The organism is Terrisporobacter petrolearius, assembly GCF_020748185.1.
Lineage (GTDB): Bacteria > Bacillota > Clostridia > Peptostreptococcales > Peptostreptococcaceae > Terrisporobacter > Terrisporobacter petrolearius.
Map to the genome: position 1 here is coordinate 16,049 of NZ_JAHZMO010000035.1, position 17,865 is coordinate 33,913.

Here is a 17,865-nt window from a genome sequence, read left to right on the forward strand (position 1 = left end):
CCTTATTTTTCAGACATCTATTCCATTTTTAAATAACGTTGATGATACAGTGTTAATTACTGGTATTGGTAATTCCATAGCTGTAAAAGCATGTGAACTTAAGTGTATTGCATGTTTAGTAACTGCTAAAAGCTTACAAATTAAATTTTGCTTTATTAATAACATTTGAATTCTTCATAATCAGACATTCCTTCAAGTACGTCTCTTAAGCCTTTTTGCATTTGTTCTTGAGAAGGCATACTTATCTTTTTACGTTTTTTAACTTCATTTTCGACATTGTTTATCAATAAGTTTAATGCAAATTCCTTTCTACTAGAACTAGCAAACATATCCTTAAGAGTTGAACCTGTCATTTCACCTTTTAAGTTATCTATAATATTTTCAGCTTCCATTTTACTTAATAAATAGTCTTCTGCAATTTCAGTGAATGTTTTTTCTATAATGCGTACCATTTCTTCTGCATCATCTTCAACAAATTTACTTACAACAGAGTTTGACACCTTACTTGCTGCACTTCCACCAGCAAAAGAACCAAGTAATCCTCCTACAAATCCACCTACCGCCGTGCCTATTATAGGAACAACGGAACCAGCAAAAGCCCCAGCAGTGGTCCCACCTACCCAACCTGCAGTACCACCAGCTACTGCAGATGCTGTATTAGTAATATTTTTAAATAATTGTTGTCCTGATATTCTTCCTCTAAAAATATTAACTACATCTACTGATGATAATACGACAACAGAAACTGCACTTGTTATTGCATTTCCTCTTAACATTTTCGATGCACTTTTCATCGCTGCCGCACCGTAAATATTAGACCCGCTTCTAAATGCATTTACCAACATAGCTGATGCCTTAGGTCCCATAATATTAACTATAGCTTCTGAACTTCCAATTAAAGCACTATTTAATCCTGCTTTGGATAATTGACTACTTAAAATAGCTGTAATAAATGTAGTCCCACCCACCTTTAATCCTGAATAGGTTGCTGATTTTAAAGAAGTATCAAAAGTTTCTCCATTCCAAATACTAGTTGCAAAAGTTAGCACTGTACTTAATCCAAAAGCAGTTGTTGCAATAATTGCACCATTAACAGCGTCAAAAGTTATTGATTCTACTGTGCCAAACTTAGCAATATTTTTCGCTTGCTCATATGTAAAGTGACCTTTTCTAACAATATTTTTTGCTTCATTAGGATCTGTTACTCCTGGAACTTCACCATTTCTAATTCTATTTTCCATCGCCTGTATAGCTGAATCATATTTATCAGATGGAACTTCAATTTTCATTGGAGAACCATCTGGATTAATATACTTTAATCTGCCATTTTCAAAACACTGTTGAATACATTTAGATCCAGAATTGCAATATTTTGATTGAATATTAATACCATCAACTACTCTGTCTGCGCCAAATTTTGCATTATCATCACCAACAATTTTTGCATTTTTTCCAGATAATTTATCGTAAATGTGATTATCTCTTTCAGCTGCAAATCCATGTCCTCTAGGAGTATTAAACTTATCCATGCCATAAATTGTACTTGCATTGCTAACATTTCCATAGACGACACCACTTGCTTCAGCCCCTATAACTTCAATAATACCTAGATCTATTTTGTTTTCGATATCTTTTAATGTCTTTTCAATATCACGTCCATTAACTTCATAATATTCTTTTATTTGTTTTATACCCATGCCAGTCTTGGCTTGTATATCCTTAATACTTCTTTTATTATAACCACTAAACATACCACTTGTCTCAGCGCCTATAACTTCAGTAATATTTGAATCAATTTTACTTTGAATATCTTTTTTTAATGTTTTTTCAACATCACATCCATTAGCTTCATAGTATTCTTTTTCTCTTTTTAGGCCCATGCCAGTTTTAGCTTGTATATCTTTAATACTTCTTTTATTATAATCACTAAACATACCACCTGTCTCTGCGCCTATAACTTCAATAATACCTAAATCAATTTTATTCTCAATATCTTTTAATGTTTTTTCAATATCACATCCATTAGCTTCATAGTATTCTTTTATTTGTTTAATACTCATACCAGCCTTAACTTGTATATCCTTAATACTTCTTTTATTATAATCACTAAACATAATCACATCTCCTCATTAATTTTACTTATATCATAATTTTTCTAGATAAATTTGCTACTAAATTTTTTGTAGGAATACATTTATATATTGTTTATGCATTAATAATACACACTTCTCATCTTTTCAATAGTTTCAATCATTTCTTCTCTAAACTTATCAGAACCGATAACCTCTACAGATTCCCCCTGGCTCAAAAGCCACATTTTTATACCTTTCCCAAATAACTCTGCCTCTACTGTATATTCTCCTTTTTCCTCTACTATTGTCGCATCAGGCAATCTATCTTCAACTGCCTCGATGGATCTACCTGTAAATCTAAACTTTACCCTTTCCAGTTTTCCTGTTTGCATAAATTGAATTGACTTTCTAAACTCTCCATCTTGGAATCTTTTGCTATAATCCACTTTATATTTTTCATCAGTAATGACTAAATCTTTTATTCTGTCTACTCTATAAATAGCAGGGTATTCATAGCTTTTTCCTTCAATAAAAGCTATCAGGTAAAAATAATACTCTGAAAATAACAATCCTTGTGGACAAACTTTTCTTTTCGAAACTTCTTCTTGTAATTTTCCATCACTACCTATTTTAAAATACCCAATACTCAATATTTTTTGTTCTTTTATAGCATTGCTTATTTTCCATAACTTACTTAAAAGTTTCTTGCCGTGTTGTGGTGATTTATAGTGATGTAACTCATTTCTAATAATTATTTCAATTTTATCTTTATCTTCGCTTATACAGTTTTCAAGGAGCTTGTCTAACATATCTTTTAACTCAGTCTTTATAAAACCCCTACTTTCTAGAAGAACCTTAGAGATAGCTAAAACTTCATTTTCATTGAGATTTTTTTCATGTTTACCTCTAAGAATATATCCTCCTTTTTCTTTATCTGTTACAATTTCCTCACCTACCAACTCTCCATCAGGCTTTTCAACAAACTTTTTAACATCTTGCATATACCTATAAAAAGTTCTTTCATTAATATTAAATTTGTCTATTACCTCACGCTTTCTAACTACTTTTCCTTCAAATAATCTATTATAAATATATAACAACACTTCCCCTTTAAATCTCTCCATATAAAAATGTTACTCCTTTAAATAGTATATCTTAATTTATTCTTTTATTATTTTTCTACATTTATCGCATAATTCCTCTTTTTTCCCCTTTTTATCCTATACATTTCTCTATCTGCCATTCTTATTAGATCCTTACTAGTTAACTTTTCTTCTGTTTCTTTACTGTATTCATAAAATCCATAGCTAAGGCTCAAGTTATATTTTTCATTATTTTTATTACTTTCTTCTATTAATTTTATTATTCTCCCCCATACTGTATTGACTTCTTTCATTGTTGTTTTAGGAAATACTACTAAAAATTCATCACCTCCCATTCTAATTGCAAAGTCAGTTTTCCTAATACTTTCTTTCAAAATTTCAGCTACACTTATTAATAGTTTGTCCCCTTGTTCATGACCAAAAGTATCATTTATTATCTTTAGTCCATCCACATCAATAAAGGAAATAACCAGATTTTCATCATTATCTTTTGCTAGTTTTAATTCTCTTTCTAGTAACCCTAAACCTGATTTTCTATTTAATACTCCTGTCATGGAATCTATACTAACTAAGTAATTTAATTTTTTATTTTCTAACCTTAATTTCTCTAGCATCTCATCTTTCTGTATCAAAATCTCAATAAGTTTTTTTCTATTCATATTATAATAATTCACTTACTCTCCCCATCCTTAATATTTATATCATTTAACTTTATCTTAATTATACTTATACTCAATGACACAGACTGTCAGTGAAAATAATAATTCAAAATTTTTCAAAATAAAAAGCCACTAACAAAGAAAATGAACTTCTTTGGTTAGTGACCAATATTAATATCTATTCAATTTATACTTATTTTTAATTATTGATTATTTTTAGCTATATTGTTTTAGTAATCAAAATCGGTAATTTTGTACCGATTTATACCTTTTATATATTATTTATTTACATAATGTAATTAAATATAAACTCTATTGATACTCAGCGGTTTTCTACTTATAGATTTTCTATAAGCAAATACTATACTTACTTGTGTATTTCTCCATCTTATTCAAAATACACTCGCCATTATCGCTTCCCTATAATATTTTGCAATTTTTATATATTAACTTATATCACAATATTTTTGAATCCATATGATTTATTATTGTAAGCGTAAAATGAATAAAATAACTAACATTAATATCAGTTGTTTTCTCATTTTGTGTATTAATTTTCAATATTATAAAAATTATCCAGCAAATGTTAAATAAGTTACTTTGCCGTTTATAGTGCGAAAGAAAAATGCTTCTGAGTTCATGTTTTGTCCATTGTCATTAAAATACTCTATTTGTTTATCTCGATTACCTACCCAATCAAGTCCTAGATCTACATTGTCAGAAAGTTTAAAAATTCTCTTTTGGTCTTTTATATGTTTGATTTATGAACTTCCTTGTGAATTACAATCAAGGGAACCCCATACAATTAAGTTGTTATTCTCTATTATTAATTTATATACACATGCTCCTTCCGGTTTAGATGAATATCCCATATTATTTTTACTTAGAGATAAAGCATTGTATTCTTTTGTTCCTTTTTGTCCAGCTTCCTCTAACAATGCCTTATCTTCACTTAGTCTTACTGATTCTTCTAATTGTTTCATAATTTCTTGCTCGGACATATCTTGTTCTTTCTTCACATTTTGGGCTTTAGTAATATCTGTACCTTTAAAGAATACTTGCTTATCACAACCATCTATTTTAATTTTGTATATTGTATTAAAATTATCATCGTTTATTTTATAATAAATCCAACCATTATTAATGATAATAGCCATCTCTTATTCCTCATTATTATTTCCCCTTTTATCCTGATTACATTATTTGATTTATAGCGTAAGAATTATTAAAATATTTAAATACATGTAAGTCTTTTTCCATTATATATAATTACAAATTTCCCTGTTTCAAAATCTTTAACCGTACAAATATAATTATGTTTATGTAAATTTCCATCGAAATAGATACAATCGGCTTGTGGTGTAAATACTCCATGTCCACCTTTATCTCTATAAAATTTTATATTTCCAGTAAACTCTCTTTTCTTATAGTTCATGTGTGTTTCTTCTTTTTTATTTGAATCACTTTTTTTATTATTAGTAGAAGAAGATCTATTGTATTCTGTGTTTACATCTGTATTCGATTTTCCAATCATAGAAAATGTGACAAAAATAATTCCACAAATCATTGCTGCCATAATGATCCACGATAATAATGGAATTACATTTTGTATAAAAAGTAAAACAAGTGGTATCAATCCCAAAGAAATTGCTCCATATAATGCTATATATCCAAGCATCCATCTATTTTTATCGCTGATAAGTAAAATAAAAAAAATTGATACTATAATCATACAAATAATTATAGATATATTTAAAAATAACTTTATGTTCATTCCATCAATAGCTTTTAATATATTTATTTCCTGCTGTTTTGTTAATCCAATCTTCCTTGTATTTATTGCCCAGATAATATATGCTACTATTGCAACTAATGTTCCTGCAATAAGGTCAATAGACATAATAGCTCGTTTAGTAATAGATGCATTTTTAAAGAAAGCCATTAATACAAGTATCAACTCAAATGTAAGAAATATTAAAATTAAATTTTTTACTAAACCATTAATTATTATATAATAGGTTCCACTTGTAAAAGCTTCTTTAATCCCATAGTTTTTAATAATACTTATTTGATTCGTATATCCACCATTAATAATAAAAATTATGTACGCAACAACAAATCCTAAAATAGCTGCTATCAATGCCAATACAGGAAATATTATACCTAAATTATTAATAGGATCATTCTTGAAATTTTTTACTGCTCCTATAAATCTTTCTTTTGTTTTTAAACACCAACTAATCATTGTTATATTTTCCCCCCTCGTATAATAATGTATATAAATTAGGCTTCACATCTAAACTTTATATTTATTGCAATTCTTACTCCTAAAAGCGTTAGCCTACATTATTATTAATATTTTTTATTATTTTTTAAAAACTGATCTCGTAACAGATAGAGTTTTTCGTAGTATTCAGCTCATAATTACATAATTTACGATACTTTTCAATATTAATAGGTTGTCCTTTATCATTGTAGTCATGGCTATTATAGCAAAGTTGCTTTAGCACATCATCTGCCAATAATATTAATTTTTCAATATCATTGATACTAACAGCTTCAAGTTTATTGATTTGCATTTTTATTTATCCTTCCATACTAAATTCATCAATTTTCATCATCATAGGGAAAAATTAGCCTTTGCCCAGTTTCTGTGATGCTATAATACTTATTTTGTTCTGTATCCACTGCAATCACTGGAATTATTCCACTTTCTAAAACTGTTCCATCTATGTAATAATGTGACTGCCCATCAAAGTAAATATCATGGTAACGAGGGTTTTGTGAAATAACTGATGTCCCAACATGACCTGCAATAATATCCATATAAAATTCTCCTGTCTCAGCTGGGAATTTTTCTATAAAAGTATAATCATCTGTACCGTACTCCCACATATCTTCGGCTTCTTCATCAATGCCAGCATGGCAAAATATTTGTTGATCTGTTACATAGTAATACGGCAAAGACATCATCCAAGTAATATATCTGTCATCTTCTTCTCCTTGATTACGATCTTCATCAATAGCCCATCGACCCCTAATTGCCATTTCTTCATGGTTTCCCATTAATGCTATCACTTTGTCTCTGCCATACTTGTTTTGCAAGTCCATTATTTTATTTAATACACCATAGCTATTAGGTCCATGAATATAATCACCTAAAAGAATCAGCATGTTATTATCTGATAAATCTATTAGTTCTAGAGAGTATTCAAACTGTTCTAAGCATCCATGAATATCACTTATTGCATATATTAACATAATACTCCTCATTTCTTTTTATTAAATTAATTTTTTAGTTTCTATTTTTCCTTAAGAACTGATTTAGCTTTATTTCCTATCCTTAATCCCCTTAATTTTATCATTCTTGTCACATTAGTGAAAAACTCATTAAATTGATCACCTTTTGGAAGCGGATTAGCAAAACTATGATTTTCCCAAAACATTATCGGCTCTTTACAAATGTCATTGCCTTCATTATCAATTTCCATGTATACAAAATCTTGTAAATAATTTTTTATTATAAATTCATTCCATGATTCAAAACTGTCTAACCATTCCTTACATTTAGCAAAAATTTCTGTGTCTTTAGTTGTTTTTAGAAGAAATTCTAAAGCTTTATATCCATTCCCAGTTTCACTCTCATTATCTGAATTCTTAGGATTGTAATAATTGTATATGGATTTCAGTGTTAAATCCCAATAATCCCATTCTGCATTTATACGTTTTTTCCCATTTGGATTTGCACTCCTATTTATATTAAATTTTTCTGGTACTGGGATGAAATTAGCCATTGTGTGATTTAATCTCAAAAACTCCTTACATTCATCTGAAAGCAATGCTTCAAATTCCTTCATATTTTTTTTAATATATGAATACCACCCCATTTTTCTCTGTTCTTTTGGAACATACCCATTTATATCCAAAAGAAATTCACCCGTTTGTTTCCTAATGTCTCCTTTGGGTGCATTTTCTTGTATATATGCTTTTAAAGTTGTCCAAAATGATGTCATTGTATCACCAAAATATATCTCTACACCCTTGTCATATTCTTTATTTTTATTAATTTGGTACTTATACTTGCTAGATTGTTTATTTATTAATTCTTCTGTGCCTAAAAAATCAAATACCAAAGTATATATAAATACTGACCTTAATGAAACATCGCAATCTATACCCAAAGAGTTAGCTTTCATTTTATATATAATTATTCTCTTTAAATCAGAATCATCTGAATTAATTTTCAAAATATCTTCAAATTCATTTTTTGTATCATATAAACCAATTTCTTCAACTGATGCGTCTCTCAAACATTTCTTTATCTCTTCCAATTTTTCACTCATAATCTACTCCTTTTTATAATACTTATTTTTCAAATTCTTATATCATATTTCTCCACCATATTTTTTAGTATGCTAATTACATCATCTCTTACAAAGATAGGACTAATTACTTCCACATAATTACAATACTGCATTGCCCAATGAACTACTGCATTTGGGCTACATACGACTTCAATTTCATCATAATTCTCATCTATTTTTTTCTTAAATGTATATTGATCTCCAAACCAATCGTGAATTATTGTGTACTTATGATTCTTCACTTTTAATCCGATTGTCATTGGATCATCATAAAACATATTCATATGCTTTATCATAAAATCCTCTGGATTCCATACTTCACTTATACCTCTAACATTTCTAATGCTTTTCCTTCTAATTCCTTTTGTATTATCTTCTTTAGGAATCTGGATATCTGTCATCAAGTCAATTCTATAAATAGACGTATTTTCATATGGTTCTGTATTTGCCAATAAATAATATTTTCCATTATATGCAGCTATATAATAAGGACTTATTACATATCTAGAGGATCTACTATTTTCCAATTGTTTTGCTCTATTATATCGATTAAAAAAAAATGATATTTTTACTTTATCTTCAATAGCTTGTTGAATTGTTATAAGATTTTGTTTCAATATTTTTTTGTTTATAGTAGAAAACTGTGGAACAGTATTAATGTGATTTGTTTTATTTTTGTAGTATTTGCTTGTAAGTCCCTTTACTTTTTCAATAATAATTTTTGATTTTTCATTGCTTAATGTCTTTGAAAATTGAATTGCTTCAATTATACTATCAACTTCATCCATAGAAAATTCATGCACATAACGTAAATTTGTCATTCTCAATTCTTTAGAATCAAACTTGTCATATCCAGGAAAAACAATTCTAAAATCATCTTTTGAAAATTCATCATATGTATATGGATTTAATGCTAGTCTTAATTCTTTTAATGTTTTATTAAGAGTTTTTATATTACAATCATAATTTCTTTGTTTTAATTTAAAAAGTATTTTATCTTGTGTCAAGGAATGCTCTTCGTCAGTTTCTTTTTTTAGTATTTTTAGTATTTCCAACGCTCGTACTATTGCACTATTATTAGGATAGTTGCTCATATATAACTCCTTTTTATATTTTAATGTGTAGTATATTATTTTTTCCTATTATATATATCGTCATAAAAATCTAGTTCTTTATATCTAAGAACATAATTAGATATTGATACCTAATTATGTTCTTTCTTCCTAAAAACAAAAGTAAAATTACTAATATTAATACCAATACTCATTATAAAATCTAATATTACTACAACCAATCTCCCTTAGCAAATCTGTTACTTTGTTTATTTCTTTTTTTAAACCTGAATTTGTTAGGTAATTAGAATACAAATTAAAATATAGTTCTTTATATTTAAATGCAATTATAGTTCTGTCCCCTTGACTTTTTTCTTCTTTATTTATACGGCAAGTATAGCAAATGTTAGAGAACTGTCTGTATGCTTCATATGTATCTACTGGCATAGACCACATATCAATAACACGTTTTTCTGTTCTCTTTCCCCTCGAATAATCTAAATATTTTATATTATCATAGTTCATATCAACAGGGTATAAAGAGCAATCATTAGAAAAATACATGGATGCACCTAAGTTATATTTACTAATCAAAGTCATAAATTTTTTAAATATATTATTCCATCCGTTAAATATATCAAATATTTTTTCTGATCTAATTGTTAAGATATGTTTCGATGGACAATAAACTTCTTTATATGGCGTCCTATTTACATTACATATCTTCTCTATTGTGTCTGTATCTAAATTTTTTATTTTACTCACACACTTATTATTGAAAAAAACTTCCACATCATCAGCACCATCATCATAAAACATATCTAAGACTTCATATGCTAATTTCTCTATTTTTTGCTTTGTTATTTTTATATCTATACTTTTATTCTTTTCAATACCTTTAAGACAATAAATATAGTCATGAATTTGGCTTGAATATTCTTCTATATCCCAATCGTCATCGTCTTCTATAATTTCTATATCCTCATTCTCTTTAGGTTGTAAATAAGATGAAGACATTTCACTAAATCGATCACAATATTTACATGAATATTTATCTTCACATTTCCAATGTATCGCTTTTAATCCTGTCTTATTATAAAATTCTTCTAAGTCACTTGATTCATATGATGTAGGAATTAACTCCATTAAGTTTTGTATTTGCAAATAGGAATTAAATTTTTCTAAATTTCCTTCACTTAATTTTATCTCATCATTATTAATATATTTCTGTACAGCCTCAACATTTTTGATTATAAATCTTATTCTCTTCATTATTAAATCTCCTTTTAAATTTTAGTAGTTTATTCACTTTTCAAGGTTCAATTACTTATATTCTAACAATTACAATCTCCACATTCTTACGTATTCTCCTCATTAAACTATATTTTTTTTAATTTTTTCAAATTAAATATTGCATAGTCATAATAAATTATAATGTGAATTATTTTATATAAAATAAAAATAAGCAATTTAAAATATCCTCGATTAAATTAAGGATATCTTAAATTGCTTTTATGTTATTTTCTATCATATGTTCAATTATTGATGCATACCACCAATCCCCAATTTTCAATGGATAATACCCAAGAACATTACCAATTACTCTAGCTTCTTTGATTGGTTCTTTTCCAAGGTATTTATAAGAATTTTTCTTCAATACCTATTAATTTCTCTTTACTACTGCTCTCGGAGGACTATTCTCTCCTATGATAATATAAAACTTAATTTAGATAAGTATAATAAATGTTTAAATGTTAATACGAAAGTGGTTCTTTCCACTATTAGTTTATTTCTATTTATTCTTCCGTTAAAATAACCTTTGTTTTAAGTGTTTCAAAGCTACATTTGCCATACATAATTCTTTTTATAACTTTTACTGCTAATATACTTCTTTGAATTTCTGCAAAGAAACTGTTAATTTCGCTAATATTTAATTTCATATTCTTTTAAATTAATTTATCTAAATCACTTGAATTACCATTAAACAACATACTTTTAAAATTATCAATTATATCTAATACTATTTTTATTTCTTCATATTTATTTAATAAAACTTTAAAACTTTCGAAATTAATCGTTTTTAAATATTTATCTTTATTGTATAGTAAGTTCAACAAATCTTTGCTATCAATATAGTCAGTCAACTGAATATCTTATTTATTTAGAATATTATTTCTTAAATATGGAATATAGTGTCTTACATTAGAATATCCCACCTTTGTATCCTTGTGATTTTATATCTAAATAAATTTATTAGCATTTGATCCATTTTTCGTTATTTTTAAAATAGAATCTTCATAATTTCCTCATAAAGTATAGCATCTTTATTAGAAATTTTAATGTTATCTGCTAAATAATTTATTCTTATTGTTGTGATACACTTCACAACCCTATATCAAAAAGACCTAGACCCTGCATCACAAGATCTAAGCCTTTCACCCCTAACCTATCACTCCCTCCTTCCTAAGCACATACTTCACCTGCTCCTTACTAAGATCATATCTCACCCTTAACCTGTCCAAATTCTTTCCATTATACTCCTCAATAATTCTTCTATTCCTATCTCCCATAATCATTTTGCTATACACAGGAATGTATACACAGCTGCCTCCATACATTTTGCAAATCTGCAAGAAGTTTTCCATTCCCACTATATCTGCCATTGTATGTAAGTTATAAGGTATATCTTCCATTAAAACATTCATATTTATTCCTCCCAAACTAGGTGTTCCTACATAGCGTTCCTTGGTCCGTTCCTCGGGGTCAAACTTTTCTATATACGTATATACGTGTATATGTGTGTTCGTGTGCCTATTTCTTATATATTTTATTATTTATTACTCTAGTATATATTATAAGAACAAAAGAACACTATCAGTTACACACCTGTATTTTACTACATTACAACTTGTTGCCTTGATTATGTTCCTATCTCGTTGTGGGAAACATAGGCACACAATGTTTAGTTCCCATACCTCTTGTTTAGTTCCTATGTTCTTAGGATGATTTTCTAACAAATGTTTTTTGAGGACCGTATAATGGGTATCTTGTTTTTCCAGATTTATTGGTAGATATTTTTCCCCATCCTCCAATACGGTTTATAATTCCTTCAATTTCATAAGAGTCTATTCGTCTTAAGTTTTGACGTTCCTTATAAAAACACTCGCACCATATCTCCATAGTACATACTTTTTCTCTTTTAATAGTCACTTTTAAATCTTGACTAAGTTCATCACCACTAAGAAAACTACGTCTTTGGTATAGATCCATTTCGTCCCAATTACTTGGTAGTAACTTTTCCAGATAGTCTATAACTACACCTTCTCTATCATCTCCTTCCATTGCACCTTGTTGTGCTATACTAGCCTCTATGGCTGCTTTTCCTTTTAAAAATAAAATTTCCCCTTCTTTATATTTAACAATTGCTTCTGCCCAAATTTGATCTGTCTCTTTTAAATCCCACGATTTGTATTTTCCTCCACCGCTTACGTCAACTGGCCAGAATCTTCTGTTTCCTGTTATATCTCTTAGAAATCCACTTTCTGCATTAGTTGTACCAACTATAATATTGCTTCTTGGGTGATTTTCCACAGTTACTCCATAGGCTTGGCGGAATTTATCATCTGTTCTTGTTATAAATGATTTAATTGTTTCTAAATCTACTTTTTTCATTCCTGCCAGTTCTCCCAGCTCCAATATCCAATAGCCTTGGAGTTTTTCTGCTGCTGTTTTGTCTTTCATGTCTGTTATAGATAATGAATCTGAATACCAATCTTTGCCTAAAATTGAGAATAAGGTGGATTTTCCTATTCCCTGAGGACCACAAAGTACTAATATTGAGTCAAACTTTATACCTGGTTCATATATACGAGCTACTGCAGCGCAGAGAGTTTTTCTTGTTACTTCTCTTACATATTCCGTGTCATCTGCCCCCAAATAATCTACTAAAAGTGTGTCTATTCTTTCTATACCATCCCAAGTTAATTTACTAAAATACTCTTTAATAGGATGATAATTTCTTTTTGAAAAAATTACTGCCAAAAGTGCATCCTTGAATTTAGCTGGAGACCAAATCCCATAAACTTTTTCAAAGTACAATTTTGCACAAGCCAAATCTCCATCAAACCATCCTGATTTTGATTCTTTCCAAGGAAGTTTTCCAATAACATCTATGGAAGATTTCAGCTCGTTATATACAATATTTTTTAAATTAGGATCATATTGAATAATTGTTGCTATATTTGATAAAGTACTTTTTACTTTGCCATGTTTGTCTAACTCCAAAAGCTCCTGCCAATCTTTATTTTCCTCCTCATCCTCCACCACATCAAACTCCATAGAGGCTAGTTCTTTCCTCTCCTTTGACAATAGCAACCTTACCTTCTCATCATTTACAGTAAACTCCTCCATAGCTTTATACGAAGGCAGATTTACACACTCCTCATTCCCCTCCACATTTTCATCCAAATGACCAAACTTATGAATTCTCACCATATCAAAAGCGTTAACCAACTTGTCACAAGCTGGGTCTGTAGCGTGGTGAGAGTAAGCAAATTTGTTATCATAAACAACTACTCCTGCACAAGAATTGGCTGGGATGTAATCATATCTGCCCTCCATTTCACTTTTTTCATATATATTAGAAAGAAATTTTTCCACAACATCTTCTATACTATAAGCTCTGCAAAATGCACCTACCAAACCCTCTTTTTCAAGAGGATCTGCTTGTTTTTTTACATCATGTTTTATAATAATATTTTGTCTGCTAGATACGGGCCACTGTCTAGAGTCTGTCCAGTCTTTGTATTTGTGCAAAACATCATCTGGATTTAATAAATCCCCTTTTATTTCCTCAAAAATAAATTCTCCATCCATACTAGTGGATGGCCAGTACATCAGTCTGCTTGCTTCGTAAGTTGTATCGTCAAATAAATCAATTCCTATTTCCTTTGCTATCATTCTGGAAACTGCACAGTATTCTTTCGGGCTTATGTTTCTACTTAGGGGGATTATTAGTCGAAGTCTTGGCTTTTCTTTTGTGTTTTTGTGTGTGGAGTAAAAATAAGAAGTGAAAGGGAAAAACATTTTTATTTCGTCTATAATACCTACTGTGGCATAGTCCATATCTAGAGTTAGGCCACTTCGGCTTATGACACAATCTTTTTTTCGTCTGTTATCTTTTAATTTACCAAGTACAAATCCTCCCACGTCTTTGATATCATCTTGCTTTTCCTTTGTAAGATTTCTGTACTGCTCCATAGTTTCACTTGTTCTAGTTGTGGATGATATTAGTTTTATAAATTCTTCTAAATCTATCTTTTCATACTTCCATATTTTATCTTTTCGAGATTTCCCTATGCTTATATCTATCTTCATTTTTTACTCCTTTCTATATGGGTGCATTATTTTTCAATTTGTATAAATTAAGGGCATTTTAATATTATTGTCTTTAATAATTGAAAGAGGTTGTAATATTATTTCCTACTAGGAATATAACAAGTTTAGACGTTTTCTTGTTATATTCCTAGATTTGTATTTTTTATTACCTTGTTGTTTTTTTAGCCTGTTATTCTTTCTTATAAAAGTCGCATTTGTAGCCTTCTGCTCTTAGGGGTAGGTTATTAGCCCATGGTGGGACTATTGTCATTATGTCACATATTTCATCCACTGTTTTTTCATCCTTTTTCACTTCCACAACTACCTCATCGTGAACATGCATAACAATATCCCCTCCTTTGTTTCTTATGTTCAACATGGCATAAGCTAAAATATCTCTGCTTATTCCCTGTACTATATTTTCCACTAGTTTTGGTCCATAGGTTTCAATTCTTGTCCATTTTTTCTGCTCACCTATGCCTTCATAAGTTAATGAATATGTGCCAAACTTATTTTTTCCCATTCTAGGTTTTGCATAAGCCAGTCTTCTACCACTGGGAAGTTTTATAAAAAGCATTCCACTTTCATAGGAAAAAGTGATTTTCCCCACAGTAACTGGCATTTTCTCCTTTACTGTTTTTATGGCTGCATTTCCCACATCCCACCAAAACTTAGTAATATTAGAGTTTACTCTTCTCCATTTTTTCACCAAGGGTAATAATTCTTCTTCTTTTAAATCCTTTTCCAAAGCTCCCATAATTGTTAATGCTCCCACAGATCCACCATAGCCCAGTGCTAACTCGGCAATCTTACCTTTTTGTCTTAGGCTGCTTCCTTTTGTAACTTCATTTATAGGTACATTAAAAATCTCTGCTGCTGATGCTTCGTATATTTTGCCATGACTTTCAAAGATCTTTATTCTCCACTGTTCATTGCTAATCCAAGCCAAAACCCTGGCCTCAATAGCACTAAAATCTGCCACCACAAACTCATAGCCCTCCCTTGGTACAAAGGCTGTTCTTATAAGTTGGGACAGTATGTTAGGTGTGGTTTCTTCCAAAAGTTCCAGCTTTTCATACTCTCCACTTTTCACCATATCTCTTGCTAAACCTAAGTCTTTTATATGGTTTTGTGGAAGGTTTTGCACTTGAACAAGTCTTCCTGCCCATCTGCCTGTGCGATTGGCTCCATAAAACTGAAACAATCCATGAACTCTTTTGTCTTTTGTAACACATCTTTTTATGGCTTCGTATTTTTTCACCGAAGTTTTGCTCATTAACTGCCTAAGTTTTAAAACTTCTTTTACTTTTCCTTCACTTATTTTTATTAATTTTTTCACGGATTTTTTGTCCAAACTATCAGTCATAACTCCCTGGTCTTTTAGCCAGTTTTTCATTTGTAATATGGAGTTGGCATTTTCTATTTTTGTTAATTCATAAAGTTTGGAGGTGATTTTTTCTTTGTGTTTCAAATCACATTCTAGGGCTTTGTTTACAAAATCCATATCAACAAGTATGCCTCTGTCGTTTATCTCCTGATCTATTTTATAAATTTCCATTTCACTATGACTTATGGGAAATTTACTTAGTCTTTCTCTAATTTGTCTCTCACAAATCACATCTCTTATACAATATTCTTTAAATATTTTCCACTTATCTGGTGCATCTCTTGGCAGATTTCTTTCTTTATAGTTGTTATTTTTAGTAGGTTTGCAAGGTATGGAAAAAAATTTTATTAAATCTTTACCTTCCTTCATTTTTTTACTTTTTATATTTAATATATCTCCCACACTTTCCAAGGATGCTGGCAAAGCTAGCATGGCTGATTGAACTTGTGTACAAAGCCAAGACTGTGGTGAAAGGTCTATTCCCAAATATTTTGAAAGACAAGTTCTCTCAAATACAGCATTAAAAGCAGTTTTTATAATTTTTTCCTCTTGTAATGCCTTAATAACTTTCTCTGGCAACTTTTCTCCTTTTGCCAAGTCCACAATTTCCACCTGGTCATTGTTAAAAGCATAAGCAAATAGCAAAATCTCAAAACTGTCGCAGTCACTATAAGCATAAACACCACACTTTGCTAAATTCACCTTCGAGAATGTTTCTATATCAATTGATAAAATATCCACTTTCTCCTCCCCTTAGCTCAGAAAATCTTCTTCGCTGATTTCACCAAATTCATCCTTGGCACTTACTCTCTCACCTAAGATCTCACCATCTTTTATCTTTTGGATATTGCCCAGACTTGCTCCTATTCCCATGTTTCCATCTGTGTTATAACCATAAAAAGTAACACTAATACGACCATAACAACCAGAGTAAACTTCCTTTTCATCTAAAATAGGCTGGACCTTTTTGTCCACCACTTCAGGTTTTCTTTTATTGTTTGCACCTAAAAAATAACATCCTCTATAAGCCTCGTCATTTGGGCGCTCCAAGTCACCATCTCTAAGGGGTATTTTCAAATTACTAGGAATTTTTCCATTCCATTTAGATGCATGGTCCTTTTTTGTTTGGTCAACTGCCTTCATAATTGATTCAATTGTTTTAATATCACTCTTTGGTATTATTGCTGATACAGAATACTTTTCTCCATACTCACTGGAAACATTAGGCTGAAAACAATATAGATAAGAAAATCTACATGGTACAATCACCTTTCTCAAATTTGTGTTTTTACTCATATTTACTCCTCCTTTAGTGTGTTTTTTACAGATTATTTTATTTTATAAAAGTTATATCAAACAAATTTTCTATAAAAAAGAACAAATATTCTGTCCAAATGACTAAATTATTGCTATAATCCATAATATAGAAGTTATTTTTCCAAATATTTTTTTTATAACTTTTATACTTAAATAATAAAACCAATTGCTAAAGAAGTAATCGGGACAAAATTGGGATAAAATCAGGGCAAAATTGGGATAAAATTTAAATGGTTATAGGAGGAGACCTATGTATACTTTGAATTTTGCTACTTATGCAAAAACAATAAAAAAAGGAATGTGTAATGCTACAAACATTGAAGTGACAAAGCTTCTACTGGACTTTATTGTAAATGAGGAAACAGTTTTGAACAAAGAAGGGGATCAATACCACATAAACAACTACTATGTAAATGATACTATATAGATGTACATAAAATGGAATATAAAAATGTACAAAATTATACAAATTTCTGCTATCCTTATCCCGGGAGGGATAGCCATGATTTTAAATTTAATAGGACAAATTAATATA

General features: G+C 29.6%; 18 protein-coding genes. 1 reads left to right on the forward strand and 17 read right to left on the reverse strand.

All coding sequences use genetic code 11. The features are described from left to right. Window positions 1–9: 9 nt before the first annotated feature. The 17 genes from K0040_RS15485 to K0040_RS15565 form a co-directional block, all read right to left on the reverse strand. Window positions 10–165, reverse strand: coding sequence for a hypothetical protein (locus tag K0040_RS15485; protein ID WP_228109666.1), 156 nt, complete (start codon window positions 163–165; stop codon window positions 10–12). Beyond that, on the reverse strand, window positions 156–2,114 hold the full coding sequence (locus tag K0040_RS15490; RefSeq protein ID WP_228109667.1) for a YeeR family protein: 1,959 nt from the start codon (window positions 2,112–2,114) through the stop codon (window positions 156–158). Before K0040_RS15490 ends, K0040_RS15485 begins: the two co-directional genes overlap by 10 nt. A gap of 98 nt (window positions 2,115–2,212) precedes the next feature. After that, window positions 2,213–3,196 (reverse strand): helix-turn-helix transcriptional regulator, encoded by a 984-nt coding sequence (locus tag K0040_RS15495; RefSeq protein WP_228109668.1) that lies wholly within the window; start codon window positions 3,194–3,196, stop codon window positions 2,213–2,215. Window positions 3,197–3,243: 47 nt separating this feature from the next. Next, window positions 3,244–3,834: a GGDEF domain-containing protein gene (locus tag K0040_RS15500; RefSeq protein ID WP_228109669.1), complete on the reverse strand. Its 591-nt coding sequence runs from the start codon at window positions 3,832–3,834 to the stop codon at window positions 3,244–3,246. Window positions 3,835–4,595: 761 nt separating this feature from the next. Next, a complete protein-coding gene (locus K0040_RS15505; protein ID WP_228109670.1) occupies window positions 4,596–4,991 on the reverse strand; it encodes a DUF5050 domain-containing protein in 396 nt (131 codons plus the stop codon). Between the two features lie 77 nt (window positions 4,992–5,068). Continuing rightward, window positions 5,069–6,079 carry a hypothetical protein gene (locus K0040_RS15510; protein WP_228109671.1) on the reverse strand — a complete coding sequence of 337 codons (1,011 nt, stop codon included), beginning with the start codon at window positions 6,077–6,079 and terminating at the stop codon, window positions 5,069–5,071. A 362-nt stretch (window positions 6,080–6,441) separates the two neighbouring features. Then, complete coding sequence (locus tag K0040_RS15515) at window positions 6,442–7,095, reverse strand: metallophosphoesterase (protein WP_228109672.1); 654 nt, start codon at window positions 7,093–7,095, stop codon at window positions 6,442–6,444. Window positions 7,096–7,136: 41 nt separating this feature from the next. Then, window positions 7,137–8,177 carry a hypothetical protein gene (locus K0040_RS15520; RefSeq protein WP_228109673.1) on the reverse strand — a complete coding sequence of 347 codons (1,041 nt, stop codon included), beginning with the start codon at window positions 8,175–8,177 and terminating at the stop codon, window positions 7,137–7,139. 29 nt (window positions 8,178–8,206) lie between these two features. Continuing rightward, window positions 8,207–9,292: a helix-turn-helix transcriptional regulator gene (locus K0040_RS15525; protein ID WP_228109674.1), complete on the reverse strand. Its 1,086-nt coding sequence runs from the start codon at window positions 9,290–9,292 to the stop codon at window positions 8,207–8,209. A gap of 156 nt (window positions 9,293–9,448) precedes the next feature. Further along, entirely contained in the window at window positions 9,449–10,522 is a 1,074-nt protein-coding gene (locus K0040_RS15530; protein WP_228109675.1) for a hypothetical protein, read from the reverse strand. A gap of 229 nt (window positions 10,523–10,751) precedes the next feature. After that, the gene (locus K0040_RS15535; protein ID WP_159334106.1) at window positions 10,752–10,907 is read right to left on the reverse strand and encodes a DUF3658 domain-containing protein; all 156 of its coding nucleotides are present in this window, start codon (window positions 10,905–10,907) and stop codon (window positions 10,752–10,754) included. A gap of 139 nt (window positions 10,908–11,046) precedes the next feature. Then, window positions 11,047–11,190 (reverse strand): hypothetical protein, encoded by a 144-nt coding sequence (locus K0040_RS15540; RefSeq protein ID WP_228109676.1) that lies wholly within the window; start codon window positions 11,188–11,190, stop codon window positions 11,047–11,049. A 6-nt stretch (window positions 11,191–11,196) separates the two neighbouring features. Beyond that, window positions 11,197–11,394: a hypothetical protein gene (locus tag K0040_RS15545; protein WP_228109677.1), complete on the reverse strand. Its 198-nt coding sequence runs from the start codon at window positions 11,392–11,394 to the stop codon at window positions 11,197–11,199. 297 nt (window positions 11,395–11,691) lie between these two features. Continuing rightward, window positions 11,692–11,955: a Mor transcription activator family protein gene (locus tag K0040_RS15550; RefSeq protein ID WP_228109678.1), complete on the reverse strand. Its 264-nt coding sequence runs from the start codon at window positions 11,953–11,955 to the stop codon at window positions 11,692–11,694. A 292-nt stretch (window positions 11,956–12,247) separates the two neighbouring features. Beyond that, entirely contained in the window at window positions 12,248–14,626 is a 2,379-nt protein-coding gene (locus K0040_RS15555; protein WP_228109679.1) for a virulence-associated E family protein, read from the reverse strand. A 190-nt stretch (window positions 14,627–14,816) separates the two neighbouring features. Continuing rightward, on the reverse strand, window positions 14,817–16,754 hold the full coding sequence (locus tag K0040_RS15560) for a DNA polymerase (protein ID WP_228109680.1): 1,938 nt from the start codon (window positions 16,752–16,754) through the stop codon (window positions 14,817–14,819). A gap of 12 nt (window positions 16,755–16,766) precedes the next feature. Continuing rightward, window positions 16,767–17,309 (reverse strand): DUF2815 family protein, encoded by a 543-nt coding sequence (locus K0040_RS15565; RefSeq protein ID WP_228109681.1) that lies wholly within the window; start codon window positions 17,307–17,309, stop codon window positions 16,767–16,769. Between the two features lie 271 nt (window positions 17,310–17,580). Between K0040_RS15565 and K0040_RS15570 the strand changes: the two genes are divergently transcribed. Further along, on the forward strand, window positions 17,581–17,757 hold the full coding sequence (locus tag K0040_RS15570) for a hypothetical protein (RefSeq protein ID WP_228109682.1): 177 nt from the start codon (window positions 17,581–17,583) through the stop codon (window positions 17,755–17,757). The last annotated feature ends 108 nt before the right edge of the window (window positions 17,758–17,865 follow it).